Raw genomic sequence first — 17,024 nt, 5'->3', positions numbered from 1 at the left:
TGTCCGCCCGGCGACCCCGATAAGGTGGTATCCGTGACTCACTATGACGTCGTCGTACTCGGAGCCGGACCCGGCGGATATGTGGCGGCCATCCGTGCTGCCCAACTCGGCCTCAACACCGCGATCGTCGAACCCAAGTACTGGGGCGGCGTCTGCCTGAATGTCGGGTGCATCCCGTCCAAGGCGCTGCTGCGCAACGCCGAACTGGCGCACATCTTCACCAAGGAGGCCAAGACCTTCGGCATCACCGGTGAGGCCAGCTTCGACTTCGGGGCCGCCTTCGACCGCAGCCGCAAGGTCGCCGACGGCCGCGTCGCCGGCGTGCACTTCCTGATGAAGAAGAACAAGATCACCGAGATCCACGGCTACGGCAAGTTCACCGACGCCAACACCATCGCAGTTGATCTGAACGACGGTGGCACCGAGACCGTCACCTTCGACAACGCCATCATCGCCACCGGGTCCTCGGTGCGCCTGGTGCCCGGCACCTCGCTGAGCGAGAACGTCGTCACCTACGAGAAGCAGATCATGACCCGGGAGCTGCCCGGATCGATCATCATCGCCGGCGCCGGTGCCATCGGCATGGAGTTCGCCTACGTGATGAAGAACTACGGCGTCGACGTCACCATCGTGGAGTTCCTGCCGCGCGCGCTGCCCAACGAGGACGCCGAGGTCTCCAAGGAGATCGAGAAGCAGTACAAGAAGCTGGGCGTGAAGATCCTGACCGGCACCAAGGTGGAGTCCATCGAGGACTCCGGTGACGAGGTCACCGTCACCGTCAGCAAGGACGGCAAGACCGAGGAGCTGAAGGCCGACAAGGTGCTGCAGGCCATCGGCTTCGCGCCCAACATCGAGGGCTACGGGCTGGAGAACACCGGGGTCGCGCTGACCGAGCGCAAGGCCATCGACATCGACGACCACATGCGCACCAGCGTGGGCCACATCTACGCCATCGGTGATGTGACCAGCAAGCTGCAGCTGGCCCACGTCGCCGAGGCACAGGGCGTGGTGGCCGCCGAGACCATCGGGGGTGCCGAGACGCTAACGCTGGGCGACTATCGGATGATGCCGCGCGCCACGTTCTGCCAGCCGCAGGTGGCCAGCTTCGGTCTGACCGAGCAGCAGGCCCGCGACGAGGGCTACGACGTCAAGGTCGCCAAGTTCCCGTTCACCGCCAACGGCAAGGCGCACGGTCTGGCCGATCCGACCGGCTTCGTCAAGCTGATCGCCGACACCAAGTACGGCGAGCTGCTGGGCGGGCACCTGATCGGGCCCGATGTCTCTGAGCTGCTGCCCGAGCTGACACTGGCGCAGAAGTGGGATCTGACGGTCAACGAGCTGACCCGCAACGTGCACACCCACCCGACGTTGTCGGAGGCGTTGCAGGAAGCCATCCACGGCCTGGCCGGCCACATGATCAACTTCTGACGGAGGCTGTGTGCCGTCCCGGGCAGTGATCGTCGCCGCGATCGGCGGATTGGTCATCGGCCACATGCTGTGGCTGCTGGCCATCTCGCTGGCGATCAACACCAGCGATGTGCCGTTCTGGGTGTTGGTCGTGTCCGGGGTGATCGTCGTGCTGGCCGCGGCCGTGGCGGCGCTGGGCTGGCGCGCTCATCAGCGCCAGGACCGGGTGTGGACGGCGTTCCTGTGGTCGGTGCCGGTGGCGCCGGTGCTGCTGACCCTCACCGTGCTGGGTGTGACTTACCTGTAGCTCGCGCACTTTCAGGACGCTGCGTAGCGAATTTGTGACAATGTCCCCGTGGGCGACGGGGGACGCAGTGACCTGCTGGTTCAGTGGTGGCGCCAGCGCGACGACTATCAGTGGCGGATCGAGTTCCTGCGTGCCCGGGGGTTGCTGCCGATCCTGCGGTGGATGATCGCCGGCATCGGCACGATCATGGGGTTGCTCGGTGCCCTGAACGCATTCATGCCGCCGGTCAACGACACCCCGCTGATCCGGATCGGCTGGGCCGTGGTGTCGATCGGTTCGCTGGCCTGGTCCGCGCGCTGGGTGCTGCGGCCGTGGCCCACCGAACGCACCTCCGCGGCGCTGGTGGTCGGCGTCGACATCCTGATGACGCTGTCGGCGCTGCTGTTCGGCGATCCCAGCCTGGCCATGTCCGGGATCTTGATCCTGTTGTGCGCCGGCGGCTACGTGGTCTTCTTCCACGGTCCGCGACTGCACGTGGCCCACATCCTGTGGTGCACCGCCTCGGTCATCGGCATCGCGACGTGGATGGTCCTCTCGGACTACGGCCTGCAGGTCGCGGTGTCGCGAGCGGTCATCGCCCTGGCGGTGACGGTGTGCGTCCTGCCGGCGCTGCAGTTCGGGTTCTGGTTGCTCCAGGGCAGTTCCATCCAGTCGCTGACCGATCCGCTGACCGAACTGACCAATCGCCGCGGGTTGGAGTTCGCGGTGCGCCGGCTCAACGAGGGTGCTGCCGCGGGTACCGATCTGTGCGCGCTGCTCATCGACGTCGACGGATTCAAATGGGTCAACGACAACCTCGGGCACGCGGTCGGTGATGAGGTGTTGATCCGCACGGCGCGCCGGATCCGCGCCAGTGTCTGCCCGCACGCGGTGGTGGTGCGCTGGGGTGGTGAGGAGTTCCTAGTGGTGGACCGGATCCCGGCCGGGCAGGTCGAGGTCGTCGCCGAGCGGATCCGGGCGGCCGTCGCCGCGCCCGCCGAGCCTGCCGTCACCGTCAGCATCGGTGTGGCCGTGTGCGTCGAGTTGGACTCCGGGCTCGGGGACGTCATCCCGGCCGCCGACCGGGCGATGTACGAGGCCAAGGCGCTCGGCGGTGACCGGGTGGTGGCCTCCAGCGCATTGTGCTGAGTGCGCGGTTGCCGGTCAGTCGGGGAAGTCCAGCGGGATCCGCAGCGTCTCCATGGTGGCGGCCAGCGCATCGTATTGCCCTGCCAGCGTGCAGAATTCGATGATCTGCGCGCGGTTGTACAGCTTGGACAGCGCGGTCCAGGTCTCGGCCGACATCGATCGGGTGATGACGAACTCGTCGGTTGCGGCGATCAGCACCCGTTGATGCGGGGCCAGTCCCTCGGCGTCGGGACCCTCGAAGATCGCGGCCTGGATGTCGGCGGTCAGCCCACGGCTGCGCGCGAGCCGGCGATGCTGTTGCAGCTCGTACTCGCAGTTGCGCAGGTGTCCCACCCGCAGGATCACCAGTTCGGCGTCCTTGCGGTCCAGCTTGCCCGCATACAGCAGGTAACCCGAGAACGGCAGCCAGGCCAGGAACAGCAACCGGTGCTGGCCGAGCACGTTGAACAGGTGGAACTTGGGGGCGCGGATGCCGCGGGCGCCGATCTTGGCGATGGCCCAGTTCAGCGGGCCGAGCTCACGGAATCCGCCGGGCGGGATACGGGCAGGGGCGGTATCGGCGCTCACGGACCCGAGTCTAGGTACTGCGCACCAGATACGGGGACACCGTGCTGCGGTGCTCGTCGAGGTCGAGCGCCTTGCCCAACGCCGGGAAGGCCCGCTGTGGGCAGTTGTCGCGCTCGCAGACCCGGCAGCCCGCGCCGATCGGGGTGGCCGAGACGGTGGGGTCGCCGGCCAGGTCCAGGCCCTCGGAGTAGACCAGCCGGTGCGCATGGCGCAGTTCGCAGCCCAGCCCGATCGCGAAGGTCTTGCCGGGCTGGCCGTAACGCGCCGCTCGCCGTTCCACGGTGCGAGCCACCCACATGTAGTGGCGCCCGTCGGGCATCTGGGCGATCTGCACCAGGATCTTGCCGGGGTTGGCGAAGGTCTCGTAGACGTTCCACAGCGGGCAGGTGCCGCCGCTGGAGGAGAAGTGAAATCCGGTGGCCGACTGACGTTTCGACATGTTGCCCGCCCGGTCGACCCGGACGAAGGACAGCGGCACGCCGCGCATGTCGGGGCGCTGCAGCGTCGACAACCGGTGCGCGATCGTCTCGTAGGACACCGCGTAGAACGCCGACAGTCGCTCGACGTCGTAGCGGAAGCTGCCGGCGATCTCATGGAACTGCCGATAGGGCAGCACGATGGCCGCGGCGAAGTAGTTGGCCAGGCCCAGCCGGGCCAGCGTGCGCGACTCGTCGCTGGTGAACTTGCCGTCGGCGACCAGCTTGTCGATCAGGTCGCCGAACTCCAGGAAGCCGAGTTCGGCGGCGAGCCGGAACACGTACTGGCCGCTGGACAGGTGGCCGCCGAGCTCCAGGGTGCGGGTCTCGGTGTCGAAGCGGTGCAGCACGCCCTCGCCCAGATCGGTGCGGCGCACGATGCGCACCCCGTGCACGCGGGTCAGCCGGTCGGACAGTTCACGGGTCAACTCGGCGCGGTGCATGCGCATCCGGATGGTGAGGTCCTCGGCGGCGGTATCGAGCTCGTGCAGGTAATTCTGCCGCTGATAGAAGTAGTCGCGCACCTCCTCATGCGGCATGGTGATCGCGCCGGATCCCGATTCGGAGGCGCTGAACCGGCCCTCGGTGGCCGCGGCCAGCTGGGTGGTGGTCAGGCGATAGCGCTGGTGCAGATTGACCATGGCGCGGGCGATCTGGGGATGGGCGCTGACGACATCGGCGAGTTCGGCGGGATCGATGTCGACGTCGAGGTCACGGTCCAGGGTGACCTCGCGCAGCTCGGCGACCAGTCGGGTGTCGTCCTGGGAGGCGAAGAATCCGGCGTCCACGCCGAACACCTCGGTGATCCGCAGCAGCACCGACACCGTCAGCGGCCGTACGTCGTGCTCGATCTGGTTCAGATAGCTGGGGGAGATGTCGAGCATCTGGGCCAGCGCGGCCTGGCTGAAGCCCCGCTCGCGGCGCAGCTGGCGCACCCGCGATCCGACGAAGGTCTTGGCCATCGCACCAGCCTAAGCCGTTGCAAATGTTGGCTTTGCATTGTTCGCAGACCATATTGGAAACATGACCGGCTTGGCCAAGACCATGATGCCCGTACCCGATCCGCACCCCGATGTGTTCGATACGCAGTGGCCGCTGCGCGTCGCCGACGTCGACCGCGCCGGCCGGCTGAAGTTCGACGCCGCCACCCGCCACATCCAGGACATCGGCTCGGACCAGCTGCGCGAGATGGGTTATGAGGAGACCCATCCGCTCTGGATCGTGCGCCGCACCATGGTCGATCTGATCGAGCCGATCGAGTTCAAGGACATGCTGCGGCTGCGGCGGTGGTGTTCGGGCACCTCGAACCGCTGGTGCGAGATGCGGGTCCGCATCGACGGACGCAAGGGCGGGCTGATGGAATCCGAGGCGTTCTGGATCAACATCAACCGCGAGACGCAGGGTCCCGCGCGCATCTCCGACGACTTCCTGGCCGGCCTGCAGCGCACCACCGACGTGAATCGGCTGCGCTGGAAGACCTACCTGAAGGCCGGTAGCCGCGAGGATGCCGACGAGGTGCGCCCGTACCCGGTGCGGGTCAGCGATATCGACATCTTCGACCACATGAACAACTCGGTGTACTGGAGCGTCGTCGAGGACTACCTCGCCACCGAGCCCGAACTGCTCAAGAACCCGCTGCGGGTCACCATCGAGCATGATCTGCCGGTGGCGCTGGGCGACCGGCTGGAGATCATCAAGCACACCCACCCGGCAGGCTCGACCGACAAGTTCGGGTCGGAGCTCGCCGATCGCACTGTTACAACGCTCACATATGCCGTCGGCGACGAGACGAAAGCGGTGGCATCGGTCTTCGCGCTGTGATCGACCAGTTTTAACAGTACGGGCGTACTGACCAGCGGATATCGGCTACCGGCGAGTAGCTTCTGAACCGGTAAAGTGCCAAGGCTTCTTCGCAAGATTAGCAAATTGGCATGACCGGTTGGAGAAAATTGGCAGGTTAAACGGGTGGACCTGCGGATATTTGATGAGGCATCCTCGGTCTATCAGCTCAGCGAAACCGCTGCAGCGTTAACAGATAACGCCGAGTTGGCCACTATCGAAGGAGCAGCCATGTCCACCGTTGGCACGCCGAAGAGCCCGGAACAGATCCAGCACGACTGGGACCACAACCCACGCTGGAAGGGCGTCTCGCGCACCTACACCCCGGCCGACGTCATCGCGCTGCAGGGCACCGTCGTCGAGGAGAACACCTTGGCCCGCCGCGGCGCGGAGGTGCTCTGGGAGCAGCTGCACGAGATGGACTTCGTCAACGCGCTCGGCGCGCTGACCGGTAACCAGGCCGTCCAGCAGGTCCGCGCCGGCCTGAAGGCCATCTACCTGTCGGGTTGGCAGGTCGCCGGTGACGCCAACCTGTCCGGCCACACCTACCCCGACCAGAGCCTCTATCCGGCCAACTCCGTGCCCCAGGTGGTGCGCCGCATCAACAACGCGCTGATGCGCGCCGACCAGATCGCCAAGGTGGAGGGCGATCGCTCGGTGGAGAACTGGCTGGCCCCGATCGTGGCCGACGGTGAGGCCGGTTTCGGCGGCGCGCTCAACGTCTACGAGCTGCAGAAGGCGATGATTGCCGCCGGTGTCGCTGGTTCGCACTGGGAGGACCAGCTGGCCTCGGAGAAGAAGTGCGGCCACCTCGGTGGCAAGGTGCTGATCCCGACCCAGCAGCACATCCGCACCCTGACCTCGGCGCGTCTGGCCGCCGACGTGGCCGATGTCCCGACCCTGGTCATCGCCCGCACCGATGCCGAGGCCGCGACCCTGATCACCTCCGATGTGGACGAGCGCGATCAGCCGTTCATCACCGGTGACCGCACCGCCGAGGGCTTCTACCGGGTGAAGAACGGCCTGGAGCCGTGCATCGCCCGCGCCAAGGCCTACGCGCCGTACGCCGACCTCATCTGGATGGAGACCGGCACCCCGGACCTGGAGCTGGCCAAGAAGTTCGCCGAAGGCGTCAAGAGCGAGTTCCCCGACCAGATGCTGTCCTACAACTGCTCGCCGTCGTTCAACTGGCGCAAGCACCTGGACGACGACACCATCGCGAAGTTCCAGCGCGAGCTGGGTGCGATGGGCTTCAAGTTCCAGTTCATCACGCTGGCCGGCTTCCACGCCTTGAACTACTCGATGTTCGACCTGGCTCACGGCTACGCCCGCGAGCAGATGAAGGCCTACGTCGAGCTGCAGGAGCGCGAGTTCGCCGCCGAGGAGCGCGGTTACACCGCGACCAAGCACCAGCGTGAGGTGGGCGCCGGTTACTTCGACAAGATCGCCACCACGGTGGATCCGAACAGCTCGACCACCGCGCTGGCCGGTTCGACCGAAGAGGGTCAGTTCCACTGAGTCATGAGTTGATAGCGTCAGGCCTCGTCCGCCACCTGCGGGCGGGGCCTGACGCCGTTTTTCGGGGATGAGGAGAAGCAGTGGGTATCGAGCGGGTCGGCGTCATCGGCGCCGGGCAGATGGGTGGCGGTATCGCCGAGGTGTGCGCCAAGGCCGGCGCCCAGGTGGTCGTCTACGAGCCGGCCGCGGAGTATCTCGACGCGGGCAAGGCGCGCATCACGGCGTCGCTGGATCGCGCGGCCGCCAAGGGAAAGCTCAGCGAGGCCGACCGGGATGCCGCGCTGGCCCGGCTGTCGTTCACCACCGACATGGCCGAGATGGCCGACCGCCAGCTGGTGATCGAGGCGATCATCGAGGACGACACCGTCAAGACCAAGGTCTTCGCCCAGCTCGACGAGATCGTCACCGACCCCGACGCGGTGCTGGCGTCGAACACCTCCAGCATCCCGATCATGAAGATCGCCGCGGCCACCAAGAATCCCCAGCGCGTGCTCGGTCTGCACTTCTTCAACCCGGTGCCGGTGCTGCCGCTGGTCGAGCTGATCTCCACGCTGGTCACCAGCGACGCGGCGATCGAACGCACCCAGCAGTTCGCCGCCGAGGCGCTGGGCAAGCAGGTCGTGCGCTGCGGGGACCGGTCCGGGTTCGTCGTCAACGCCCTGCTGGTGCCCTACCTACTCGCGGCCGTCCGCATGGTCGAGTCCGGGTTTGCCTCGGTCGAGGATGTCGACAAGGCCGTCGTCGGCGGGTTGTCCCACCCGATGGGACCGCTGCGGCTGTCGGACCTGGTCGGCCTGGACACCCTCAAGCTCATCGCCGACAAGATGTACGAGGAGTTCAAGGAGCCGCTGTACGGCCCGCCGCCGCTGCTGCTGCGCATGGTCGAGGCCGGTCAGCTGGGCAAGAAGTCGGGCCAGGGATTCTATACATACTGAGCACGACTAATAAGTTAGCTAGGCTAATCTAGGGTACAGTCAAACGGCACGGTGCGGGGGCACCCTCTCTGTCGGGTCCACGACCGCATCCATTTGTAGGGACACAAAGGATAGCTTTCGTATGTCAAAAGTTGAGTCCGAGCTGGAGCCGTACTACGAGGAATCGCAGTCGATCTACGACATCTCGAACGATTTCTTCGCACTGTTCCTCGGACCCACCATGGGTTACACGTGCGGGTATTACGAGCGCGATGACATGACGCTCGACGAGTCGCAGAACGCCAAGTTCGACCTCGCGCTCGGCAAGCTCGCACTGGAGCCGGGGATGACGCTGCTCGACATCGGCTGTGGCTGGGGTGGTGCGCTGGAACGCGCGATCACCCAGTTCGACGTCAACGTCATCGGCATCACGCTGAGCAAGGCGCAGTCCGAGTACGCCCGTGAGCGGCTGGCCAAGATCGAGACCAACCGTTCCGTGGAGATCCGGCTGCAGGGCTGGGAGGAGTTCGACGAGCCCGTCGACCGCATCGTGTCGATCGGCGCCTTCGAGGCCTTCAAGGCCGAGCGTTACCCGCTGTTCTTCGAGCGCGCATACAACATCCTGCCCAGTGACGGCCGGATGCTGTTGCACACGATCCTGGCGCACACCCAGGAGTTCTTCCGGACCAACGGCATCAAGGTCACCCTGAGCGACCTGAAGTTCATGAAGTTCATCGGCGAGGAGATCTTCCCCGGTGGGCAGCTGCCGGCCGTCGAGGACATCGAGAAGCTGGCCGCAGACTCCGGTTTCGACCTGCAGCGCATCCACCTGTTGCAGCCCCACTACGCCCGCACGCTGGACATGTGGGCCACGAACCTGGAAGCCGCCAAGGACGAGGCGATCGCCATGCAGGGCCAGGAGGTCTACGACCGGTACATGAAGTACCTGGTCGGTTGCGCCGATTTCTTCCGCCGCGGCATCACCAACATCGGCCAGTTCACCCTGGTCAAGTAGGCGCGGCTAGGCCTGCGCCAGTCGCTTCTTCTCCGCCTCGACGTCGAACTCGGCCGGCGGCCAGGTCAGGTCCATGCTCTTGAGTGCCTCGATCAACAGCTCCAGCACGGCAAGTCGGCTGTACCACTTGCGATTACACGGCACGATGTACCACGGCGCGTAATCGGTCGACGTCTTGTCCAGCATGGCCTGATAGGCCTGCTGGTACAGCGGCCATTTCAGCCGTTCGTCGATATCGGCGGGGTTGTACTTCCAGTACTTGTCGGGCCGGTCCAGTCGCTCGGCCAGCCGCTGCTTCTGTTCGTCGAGTGAGACGAACATGGCGACCTTGACGATGGTGGTGCCGGATTCGACCAATTCCTTCTCGAAGGCGTTGATCTCGTCATAGCGCGCACCCCACACATCCGGTGGCACCAGGTTGTGCACCCTGACGATCAGTACGTCCTCATAGTGTGACCGGTCGAAGACCCCGATGTGCCCGGCGGCCGGCAGCGCCTTGTTGATCCGCCACAGGTAATGGTGTGACAGCTCTTCCTCGGTGGGCTTACCGAAGCTCTTGTATTGAATGCCCTGCGGGTTGCCCGCTCCCACAACGTGTTTGACGATGCCGCCCTTGCCTGCGGTGTCCATGCCCTGCAACACCAGCAACACCGAGCGGTGGTCGCCGCTGCGGCTGTTGGCATACAGCATCTCCTGCAACCCCGCGAAGCGTTCGTTGCGTTCGGCGTGCAGCGCGGGGGCATCGGACTTCGACCCGGTGAAACCGGGCGTCGCGTCGGCGTCGATATCGGAGACCAGATCACCGGGTCGGAACCGGAGGTAGGTGTGCGGCTCGTGGCTCCACAGCTTCGACAGTTCGGACTTGTTGTCTGGGGTCACAGCACGCTAGTCAAGCAGGTGGGACGGCAGTACGGGGGAGGGATGAGGCTGCGAGTTGAACTTCTCCAGCGATCCGCCGACCTCGACGATGCCGCGCAGCGCGCTCCACGACAGCATCGTCAGATAGTCGATCAGCTGCTCGGTGCTCATCCGGGGGTTCTGCATCCACGAGTGGGTGGACAGCTGCACCCCGCCGACGATGTGGAATGCCCACGTTTCCGCCCCGCCGGTGTCCATGCCGACGGCCTGCATGCGCCGGCGCAACATGACCGCGAGCATCCGGGCGATGATCTGCTCGGAATCGTTGACCGCCTTGGTCCGGCTCGACGAGTTGTTGGACATGACGAACCGGTACGGCTCGGGTTCGGCGGCGACCGTGTCGACATAGACCCGGATGACTTCACGCACCAACGCGTAACCGTCCAGATCAGATGACAGCGCCGCCGCCATGTTCGGGATCAGCGTCGTTTGCGCGAATCGCATCATCACCGCAGTGGTGAGATCGGTCTTGTCGACGAAGTAGCGATACAGCACGGTCTTGGAAACACCGATCTCCGCGGCGATCTCGTCCATGCTGACGTTTGCGCCGCGGGCCCGGATGGCCTCCAGCGTGCCGTCTACCAGCTCATTTCGCCGTTCGACTTTGTGCTGGTGCCAGCGTCGTTTACGGCCGTCGGTCTTCACCGCTGCCGAGGTCTGCTGTGCCACAGTCGTGAGAATCCGTTCACTAGGTCGACTCGATAATACGGTGGGCGGGCGATCGGTGCGGTAGCGGATGATGGGGGAGTGGTACACACGAGTTTCGCGGAGTCCCTGGCCGGAGCCGACTCCGCGGCCGATGAGGAACGGCGGCGCGCGCTGCGCCGCATGAAGGTCGTTGCGCTCGGCTTTCTGGTCGGCGCGACGGTGATTTTCCTGGTGTGCACCTGGCTGCAATCACGCGGTGCCGCACCCTGGGTGGGCTATGTGCGGGCCGCCGCGGAGGCGGGCATGGTGGGCGCTCTGGCCGACTGGTTCGCCGTGACGGCCTTGTTCAAGCACCCGTTGGGTATCCCGATTCCGCACACCGCGATCATCAAACGAAAGAAGGATCAGCTCGGCGAGGGGCTGGGCACCTTCGTGCGCGAGAACTTCATGTCCGCCGAGGTGATCTCCACCAAGCTGCGCGACGCCGACGTGGCCGCCCGCACCGGCAAGTGGCTGGCCGATCAGCGCAACGCCGAGCGGGTGGCCGCCGAGGTGTCCACGGTGCTGCGGGTGCTGGTGGAGATGCTGCGCGACGAGGACGTGCAGCAGGTGCTGGACCGGATGATCGTCAAGCGCATCGCCGAACCGAAGTGGGGACCGCCCATCGGACGGGTGCTCTCCAGCCTGCTCGACGAGGGCAGGCAGGAGGCGCTGCTGCAGCTGCTGGCCGACCGGGCCTTCCAATGGTCGCTGAACTCCGGCGAGGTCATCGAGCGGGTCATCGAGCGGGACTCGCCCACGTGGTCCCCGCGCTGGGTCGATCATCTGGTCGGTGACCGCATCCACCGCGAGTTGATGGACTTCACCGACAAGGTGCGCCGTGACCCCAACCACGAGCTGCGCCGGTCGGCCACCAAGTTCCTGTTCGAATTCGCCGGCGACCTGCAGAACGACGAGGCGACGATCCAGCGCGCCGAGAACGTGAAGGAACAGATCATGGCGCGCGACGAGGTCGCCCGCGCCGCCGAGACGGCATGGTCGGCGGCCAAGCGCATCGTGCTGGAGTCCGTCGACGATCCGTCCTCGACGCTGCGCGCCCGGGTGGCCGACACCGTCGTGCGGATCGGGGAGTCGCTACGCGATGATCCCGACCTGCGCGACAAGGTCGACAACTGGATCATCCGGGCCGCCCAGCACCTGGTCGCGCAGTATGGGACGGAGATCACAGCGATCATCACCGAGACGATCGAGCGATGGGACGCCGATGAGGCGAGCCGCCGGATCGAGCTCCATGTGGGCCGTGACCTGCAGTTCATCCGGATCAACGGCACCGTGGTCGGCGCACTGGCCGGTCTGGTGATCTACACGGCGGCGCAGCTGCTGTTCTGAGAGTGCTAGCAGAGTGCTTGCAATTGTTAGCACTCGCTCGTACCGTGGGTTCTGTCAGCAGGAACCCGACGGATTCGAGGTGCGCACCATGTCGCAGGACGAAAATCTTGCCGCCGTGGTGAGCAGCGCTGCCTCTGATATCGGCAGCTATATCCGGACCCAGCGCGAAGCGGCCCAGGTCTCGGTGCGGCAGTTGGCCGAGAAGGCCGGCGTCAGCAACCCATACCTGAGCCAGATCGAGCGGGGGCTGCGGAAACCGTCGGCTGATGTGCTCAATCAGATCGCCAAGGCACTGCGTGTGTCTGCCGAGGTGCTCTATGTGCAGGCCGGGATCCTCGAACCCAGTGAGGCCAGCTTGGTCCGGGACGCGATCGTCACCGATACCGCGATCACCGAACGGCAGAAGCAGGTGCTGCTCGACATCTACACGTCGTTCTGTCAGCAGAACGAAGCAGAAGCAGAAGCAGAAGCAGAAACCGAGGCCGATACAGCGGCCGACGCCGAACCCGCAGACCCGCCGGCTGCGCAACAACCGTCCAACATCTGAAAGGAAATGCCATGACCGAGAAGAATCAGCCCACCATCGACGACCTGAAGGCCCCGCTGCTCGCCGCGGTCGGCGCGGCCGACCTGGCCCTGGCCAAGGTCAACGAGATCGTCGAGACCCTGCGTGACCGCGCCGGCGACGCCCGCACCGACGCCGGAACCCGCGTCGAGGAAAGCCGCGCCCGACTGACCAAGCTGCAGGAGGACCTGCCCGGCCAGTTCGACGAGCTGCGCGACAAGCTGACCCCCGAGGAGCTGCGCAAGCTCGCCGACAAGTACGCCGATGAGGCGCAGAGCCAGTACAACAAGCTGGTCGAGCGCGGCGAGGCCGCCCTGGAGCGGCTGCGCAACCAGCCCGCCCTCGAGGAAGCCGCCTCGCGCGTCGAGGAGGTCACCGACCAGGCCGTCGAGCTGACCCAGGACGCACTGGGCACCGTCGCCACCCAGACCCGCGCCGTCGGTGAGCGCGCCGCCAAGCTGGTCGGCGTCGAGCTGCCCAAGCGTGCCGAGCAGGCCGCGCCCGCCAAGGCCGCTCCGGCCAAGAAGGCCCCGGCCAAAAAGGCCGCCGCCCCGGCCGCCAAGAAGGCCGCTCCGGCCAAGAAGGCCCCGGCCAAGAAGGTCACACAGAAGTAAGTTCGCCAACCCGATGGCACCCGCATAGGCTGCAAGTGTGATGCTTGCAAACCTGGCGGGTGCCATTCTTTTCGCCCTGGGCATTGTCGTGGCCCTGGTGGGGCTCTACGCGTTCATCCATGCCGCGATGCAACGGCCCGACGCCTACACCGCTGCCGGCAAGCTGACCAAGCCGGTCTGGTTGCTGATCCTGGGTGCCGGGGTGGCGTTGAGCCTGCTGATCAGCGGTGGCTTCGGCGCCGCGATCGGCGCCTGCGCCGCCGGTGTGTACCTGGTCGACGTCCGGCCCAAACTGCTGGAGATCCAAGGAAAGTCGCGCTGACCCGATGCGCTGCGTCGCTGTCGCGCTCTGCTCGGCGGGGCTGCTGCTGAGCCCTGCCGCCGTGGCCCCCGTGGCCATCGCCGAACTCGGCCTGATCGACCACACCGAATGGGTGCAGTGGGGTGATCTGAAGAGTCTGCGGGTATATCCCAGTGCGGCCGGCCGCGCGCAGGCCGCGATACCGGGCACCCTGGCCCAGCAGGACCAGGCTTGGGCCGAGGTGCTGACACTCGCGCCCGAGGCCGAGATCGCGGGCATGCGTGCGCAATTCAACTGCCACTGGCAGTTCGCAGAGTTCGTCGAACCCGGCAAGACGAGCTGGAATCTGGAGCCGTGGCGCCCCGTCGTCGACGATGCCGCCCTGGTCGCCGCCGGGTGTAACCCCGGCGGCAGCGAAGAGCCCTTCTAGTTACGGCAACCCGGCGAAGCAGGGATCGCCACCGTCACCGCTGCGCCCCGGCGGCATGACGCCGTTGCGGGTGGCGAACTTCGCGATCACACCGTCCTCGGTGACCTCGACGCTCTCGGCGTGGATGCCCATCGGGTAGTTCTCGGTCATCTGCGCCAGGAACGCATCCAGCGCGGGCTGCACGCTCTCGCGCGGCAGCACGAATCCCAGCCCGGTCAGCTGTTCGACGGTCAGGGTGAGCTCCTGATTGCGCACCTCGGGCTTGGCCACGATGCTGCCCAGCGTGCCCTCCAGTTCGACGGTGCCGTCGCTGGGATTGGTGGTCACGCCGTTGACGAAGCTGCCGATCAGCGGCACCGCGTTCTGGATGGTGCGTTTGATGCCGTCGGCCGACCAGGTGATGGTGGCGTCCAGCGCGCCGACGGTGCCGGGTGACTCCGGATTACCGGTGACCCGGACGTCGTTGATGACGATCTCGGCCTTCATCCCCTCGGCCTCGCGGATGCGGTTACCCGCCGTGGTCGCGGTGATGTTGTTGTAGTGCTTGGCGAAGTGCTGCAGCAGGAACGGCCGTGGGCCGAACGACACGTCGACGGAGTCCTGCACGACGCAGGAGGTGACCCGCGAGACGGTGTCATCGGCGATCTTGCGGGCGATCAGCTCTGCGCCGACGGCGCCGGCCAGGCTCAGCGCGAGGACGATGACGACGACCAGCACGATCGACAGCGGATCGCGGAACAGGCCCTTGACCTTGTCGGACACCGACGACGACGCGTCTGGCTGGGCCGGGTTCGGCGGGGGCGGGGGCGGCGGCACCTCGTCGGTGGGGCGAGCCCAGGGATCGGTCACGCAGTCGATTGTGCCTTAGCGAACTGCGTCCGGTTGCGCAGCACCGCGATGGTCTCCCGGGCGCGGGCCGCCTCATCGAGGTCGATATCGGCCACGACCAGCTGCGGATCGGCCTTCGCCGCGGCGATGATCTGGCCGGTCGCCGAGGCGACCAGGCTGCCGCCGACCCCGGTCGGGCCGCGCGCAGCGATCTCCTCTCCCGGGTAGGCCTGGTCGACGGCGGCCACGATGCCGGTGGTGTCGATTGCCCGGGCCCGCGCCAGCAACGTCCACTGGTCGAGCTTGCCCGGACCGGCGCCCCAGGAGGCGTGCACGGTGATGAGCTGGGCGCCGCGGTCGGCGAGCTCGAGATACAGCTCGGGGAAGCGCACGTCGTAACACAGCGTCAGACCCACGCCCACACCGTCGACGGTGATGACGGTGGGCTGCGAGCCCGGGGCGACGGTCTTGGACTCGGCGAAGCCGAACGCGTCGTACAGGTGGATCTTGTCGTAATGGGCGTCGATACCGGGACCCGCGGCGATCAGGGTGTTGGTGACCCGGCCGTCCCCCGACGGACAAAACATGCCGGCCACCACCGTGATGCCGGTGCGCTCGGCGATCTGGCGCACACCATCGGCCCACCGGCCGTCGCGCGGCTGCGCCACCGGGGCCAGCGGTACCCCGAACCGGCACATGGTGGCCTCAGGAAACAGCACCAGCGCTGCACCGGCGTCGGCGGCCTCCCGGCTGTGGCGGTCGACCAGCTCGAGGTTGGCCGCAGGGTCGGTGCCGGACTGAATCTGTGCCAGGGCGATCCGCATGTGTTCGAGGCTAGCCGCGCCCGGCCACCGTGGCCCACGGCACCGACAGCACCCCGTCACGCAGTCGTCGCCGGGGCGGATCGACCGGGAAACCGGCGTCATGCAGGGCCGTCAGCATCGCCCGCCACCGCACCCGCGGCCCGAAGACCCCCTGTCCGGCCGCAGCGGCCCAGGCGCGGTCGGCCGCCTCCAGCAGGGTGTGGATGGCCTCACCCGCGACATTGCGGTGGATCAGGATCTTGGGCAGCCGCTCGGCCAGATCGGAGGGTTTTTCGATGGCGAACGGGTCACACGCCAGGGTCAGGCTGACCGGACCCTCGGCGTCCAGCAGCACCCAGCAGCACCGCCTGCCCAGCTCATCGCAGGTGCCGTCGACCAGCAGCCCACCCGGCGCCAGCCGACTCGACAGCTGCGACCAGGCGGGTTCCACCTCGTCGACCGGATACTGGCGCAACACGTTGAACGCGCGCACCAGCACCGGTCGCAGGCCCGCCAATTCGAAACCGCCGAGCGCGAAGTCGACGCCGGCGGTGGCGGCCTGCCGGGCGGTGCGCACCCGGTCGGGATGGATCTCCAGGCCGACCACCCGGACATCGGGTCGCACCGTCTGCAGCCGTGCCGCCAGTTCCAGGGTGGTGATCGGCAGCGCCCCGAAGCCCAGGTCGACCACCAGCGGGTCGGCGGCGGAGGTCAACGCGGTGCGCACCCGCGGGGAGTGCACCAGCCACCGGTCGCTGCGGCGCAGTCGGTTGTAGCCCGTGGTGCCGCGCGTCGGCGAGCCGACCGGACGGCCCTGCGGCGAGCCGACCGGCTTGCTCAGGTGCGTTCTCGGATCCACTCGGTGGTGAACTCCTGCTCCAGACGGACCATCTCGGCCAGCTGGCCGCCGATGAAGTTCTCGATCTTGCCGCCCACCAATGGGATCCGCACCTCGATGACGACGTGCACGTCCAGCAGGGCCCCGTCGGGGCCGTCGCGCAGCGCAGCCTCACCCTTCACCCGCACCGGGGCACCGGGTGTCGCGCCGGTGATGGTGCCGGCGGTCCGGCCGTCGACGACCGGCGCCCAGGATTCCGTGCGCCTGAGAGTGAGGTCACCGGAATGGAATTGGCTGACGAACCCGGGCAGCCGATGGAAATTCACGGTCTGGGTGGTGGCGATGTCGAGGCTGCCGTCCGGATGGGCGGCCAGCTCGTCCAGGCTGACCGCGTCGCAGCCGGACTTCTCGAGCCGCTCAATCCAGTACGCCTCGACGGTGAACGCATCGAGCAGCTCTGCGACGCTGCATCCGTAAGCGGCCGCCATGTCGTAGGTACGCGGCATAGCTGGCACGCTA

Annotated in this window: 20 protein-coding genes; 12 read left to right on the top strand and 8 right to left on the bottom strand. The window is 66.7% G+C overall.

From position 1 onward, the window contains the following. Window positions 1–33 precede the first annotated feature (33 nt). Genes lpdA through ACWDUN_RS22110 form a run of 3 tightly spaced genes read left to right on the top strand, consistent with a single transcriptional unit; the run spans window position 34 to window position 2,842 of the window. Window positions 34–1,428, top strand: coding sequence for a dihydrolipoyl dehydrogenase (lpdA, locus tag ACWDUN_RS22120; protein WP_449932145.1), 1,395 nt, complete (start codon window positions 34–36; stop codon window positions 1,426–1,428). Between the two features lie 10 nt (window positions 1,429–1,438). Continuing rightward, window positions 1,439–1,714 carry a hypothetical protein gene (locus tag ACWDUN_RS22115; protein WP_449932144.1) on the top strand — a complete coding sequence of 92 codons (276 nt, stop codon included), beginning with the start codon at window positions 1,439–1,441 and terminating at the stop codon, window positions 1,712–1,714. 48 nt (window positions 1,715–1,762) lie between these two features. Beyond that, window positions 1,763–2,842 (top strand): diguanylate cyclase, encoded by a 1,080-nt coding sequence (locus tag ACWDUN_RS22110; protein ID WP_449932143.1) that lies wholly within the window; start codon window positions 1,763–1,765, stop codon window positions 2,840–2,842. Window positions 2,843–2,857: 15 nt separating this feature from the next. On the opposite strand, the gene ACWDUN_RS22105 is transcribed toward ACWDUN_RS22110, so the two are convergent. Together ACWDUN_RS22105 and ramB are read right to left on the bottom strand one after the other, a co-directional pair. Continuing rightward, window positions 2,858–3,409: a carboxymuconolactone decarboxylase family protein gene (locus ACWDUN_RS22105; RefSeq protein WP_449932142.1), complete on the bottom strand. Its 552-nt coding sequence runs from the start codon at window positions 3,407–3,409 to the stop codon at window positions 2,858–2,860. A gap of 10 nt (window positions 3,410–3,419) precedes the next feature. Beyond that, on the bottom strand, window positions 3,420–4,847 hold the full coding sequence (gene ramB, locus ACWDUN_RS22100; protein WP_449932141.1) for an acetate metabolism transcriptional regulator RamB: 1,428 nt from the start codon (window positions 4,845–4,847) through the stop codon (window positions 3,420–3,422). Between the two features lie 61 nt (window positions 4,848–4,908). Here ramB and ACWDUN_RS22095 point away from each other — a divergent pair, with 61 nt between their 5' ends. The 4 genes from ACWDUN_RS22095 to ACWDUN_RS22080 all read left to right on the top strand — a co-directional run bounded on the left by ACWDUN_RS22095 (window position 4,909) and on the right by ACWDUN_RS22080 (window position 9,171). Further along, the gene (locus tag ACWDUN_RS22095) at window positions 4,909–5,706 is read left to right on the top strand and encodes an acyl-ACP thioesterase domain-containing protein (RefSeq protein WP_449932140.1); all 798 of its coding nucleotides are present in this window, start codon (window positions 4,909–4,911) and stop codon (window positions 5,704–5,706) included. A 249-nt stretch (window positions 5,707–5,955) separates the two neighbouring features. Then, the gene (gene aceA / locus ACWDUN_RS22090; RefSeq protein ID WP_449932139.1) at window positions 5,956–7,242 is read left to right on the top strand and encodes an isocitrate lyase; all 1,287 of its coding nucleotides are present in this window, start codon (window positions 5,956–5,958) and stop codon (window positions 7,240–7,242) included. A gap of 80 nt (window positions 7,243–7,322) precedes the next feature. Next, window positions 7,323–8,177, top strand: a complete 855-nt coding sequence (locus ACWDUN_RS22085) for a 3-hydroxybutyryl-CoA dehydrogenase (protein WP_449932138.1) — start codon at window positions 7,323–7,325, stop codon at window positions 8,175–8,177. 121 nt (window positions 8,178–8,298) lie between these two features. Next, window positions 8,299–9,171: a cyclopropane mycolic acid synthase family methyltransferase gene (locus ACWDUN_RS22080; RefSeq protein ID WP_449932137.1), complete on the top strand. Its 873-nt coding sequence runs from the start codon at window positions 8,299–8,301 to the stop codon at window positions 9,169–9,171. Window positions 9,172–9,177: 6 nt separating this feature from the next. On the opposite strand, the gene ACWDUN_RS22075 is transcribed toward ACWDUN_RS22080, so the two are convergent. Together ACWDUN_RS22075 and ACWDUN_RS22070 are read right to left on the bottom strand one after the other, a co-directional pair. Next, window positions 9,178–10,050: a polyphosphate kinase 2 family protein gene (locus tag ACWDUN_RS22075; protein WP_449932136.1), complete on the bottom strand. Its 873-nt coding sequence runs from the start codon at window positions 10,048–10,050 to the stop codon at window positions 9,178–9,180. Window positions 10,051–10,056: 6 nt separating this feature from the next. Then, a complete protein-coding gene (locus ACWDUN_RS22070; RefSeq protein ID WP_449932135.1) occupies window positions 10,057–10,758 on the bottom strand; it encodes a TetR/AcrR family transcriptional regulator in 702 nt (233 codons plus the stop codon). A 78-nt stretch (window positions 10,759–10,836) separates the two neighbouring features. Between ACWDUN_RS22070 and ACWDUN_RS22065 the strand changes: the two genes are divergently transcribed. The 5 genes from ACWDUN_RS22065 to ACWDUN_RS22045 all read left to right on the top strand — a co-directional run bounded on the left by ACWDUN_RS22065 (window position 10,837) and on the right by ACWDUN_RS22045 (window position 14,036). Beyond that, window positions 10,837–12,126, top strand: coding sequence for a DUF445 domain-containing protein (locus ACWDUN_RS22065; RefSeq protein ID WP_449932134.1), 1,290 nt, complete (start codon window positions 10,837–10,839; stop codon window positions 12,124–12,126). Window positions 12,127–12,214: 88 nt separating this feature from the next. Continuing rightward, window positions 12,215–12,673 carry a helix-turn-helix domain-containing protein gene (locus ACWDUN_RS22060; protein WP_449932133.1) on the top strand — a complete coding sequence of 153 codons (459 nt, stop codon included), beginning with the start codon at window positions 12,215–12,217 and terminating at the stop codon, window positions 12,671–12,673. Between the two features lie 11 nt (window positions 12,674–12,684). Continuing rightward, window positions 12,685–13,305 carry a heparin-binding hemagglutinin gene (locus ACWDUN_RS22055; protein ID WP_449932132.1) on the top strand — a complete coding sequence of 207 codons (621 nt, stop codon included), beginning with the start codon at window positions 12,685–12,687 and terminating at the stop codon, window positions 13,303–13,305. Between the two features lie 40 nt (window positions 13,306–13,345). Next, window positions 13,346–13,627 carry a DUF2516 family protein gene (locus tag ACWDUN_RS22050; protein WP_449932221.1) on the top strand — a complete coding sequence of 94 codons (282 nt, stop codon included), beginning with the start codon at window positions 13,346–13,348 and terminating at the stop codon, window positions 13,625–13,627. Between the two features lie 4 nt (window positions 13,628–13,631). Further along, window positions 13,632–14,036, top strand: a complete 405-nt coding sequence (locus ACWDUN_RS22045) for a DUF2599 domain-containing protein (protein ID WP_449932131.1) — start codon at window positions 13,632–13,634, stop codon at window positions 14,034–14,036. On the opposite strand, the gene ACWDUN_RS22040 is transcribed toward ACWDUN_RS22045, so the two are convergent. Genes ACWDUN_RS22040 through ACWDUN_RS22025 form a run of 4 tightly spaced genes read right to left on the bottom strand, consistent with a single transcriptional unit; the run spans window position 14,037 to window position 17,011 of the window. Continuing rightward, window positions 14,037–14,885 carry an LmeA family phospholipid-binding protein gene (locus tag ACWDUN_RS22040; RefSeq protein ID WP_449932130.1) on the bottom strand — a complete coding sequence of 283 codons (849 nt, stop codon included), beginning with the start codon at window positions 14,883–14,885 and terminating at the stop codon, window positions 14,037–14,039. Next, entirely contained in the window at window positions 14,882–15,688 is an 807-nt protein-coding gene (locus tag ACWDUN_RS22035) for a carbon-nitrogen hydrolase family protein (RefSeq protein ID WP_449932129.1), read from the bottom strand. Before ACWDUN_RS22035 ends, ACWDUN_RS22040 begins: the two co-directional genes overlap by 4 nt. A gap of 10 nt (window positions 15,689–15,698) precedes the next feature. After that, window positions 15,699–16,526, bottom strand: a complete 828-nt coding sequence (locus tag ACWDUN_RS22030; RefSeq protein WP_449932128.1) for a class I SAM-dependent methyltransferase — start codon at window positions 16,524–16,526, stop codon at window positions 15,699–15,701. Beyond that, window positions 16,505–17,011, bottom strand: a complete 507-nt coding sequence (locus tag ACWDUN_RS22025) for a DUF2505 domain-containing protein (protein WP_449932127.1) — start codon at window positions 17,009–17,011, stop codon at window positions 16,505–16,507. Before ACWDUN_RS22025 ends, ACWDUN_RS22030 begins: the two co-directional genes overlap by 22 nt. Window positions 17,012–17,024 lie beyond the last annotated feature (13 nt).

The sequence above is a fragment of the Mycobacterium sp. NPDC003323 genome (assembly GCF_053589535.1).
This window is presented reverse-complemented; position numbering and strand designations above follow the sequence as displayed.

Bases quoted from the DNA above. Each gene is read 5' to 3' on its own strand.
- ACWDUN_RS22055 (WP_449932132.1), top strand. From the start codon at position 12,685: ATGACCGAGAAGAATCAGCCCACCATCGACGACCTGAAGGCCCCGCTG.
- ACWDUN_RS22025 (WP_449932127.1), bottom strand. From the start codon at position 17,011: ATGCCGCGTACCTACGACATGGCGGCCGCTTACGGATGCAGCGTCGCA.
- aceA (WP_449932139.1), top strand. From the start codon at position 5,956: ATGTCCACCGTTGGCACGCCGAAGAGCCCGGAACAGATCCAGCACGAC.
- ACWDUN_RS22060 (WP_449932133.1), top strand. From the start codon at position 12,215: ATGTCGCAGGACGAAAATCTTGCCGCCGTGGTGAGCAGCGCTGCCTCT.
- ACWDUN_RS22050 (WP_449932221.1), top strand. From the start codon at position 13,346: ATGCTTGCAAACCTGGCGGGTGCCATTCTTTTCGCCCTGGGCATTGTC.
- ACWDUN_RS22035 (WP_449932129.1), bottom strand. From the start codon at position 15,688: ATGCGGATCGCCCTGGCACAGATTCAGTCCGGCACCGACCCTGCGGCC.
- ramB (WP_449932141.1), bottom strand. From the start codon at position 4,847: ATGGCCAAGACCTTCGTCGGATCGCGGGTGCGCCAGCTGCGCCGCGAG.
- ACWDUN_RS22045 (WP_449932131.1), top strand. From the start codon at position 13,632: ATGCGCTGCGTCGCTGTCGCGCTCTGCTCGGCGGGGCTGCTGCTGAGC.
- ACWDUN_RS22095 (WP_449932140.1), top strand. From the start codon at position 4,909: ATGACCGGCTTGGCCAAGACCATGATGCCCGTACCCGATCCGCACCCC.
- ACWDUN_RS22080 (WP_449932137.1), top strand. From the start codon at position 8,299: ATGTCAAAAGTTGAGTCCGAGCTGGAGCCGTACTACGAGGAATCGCAG.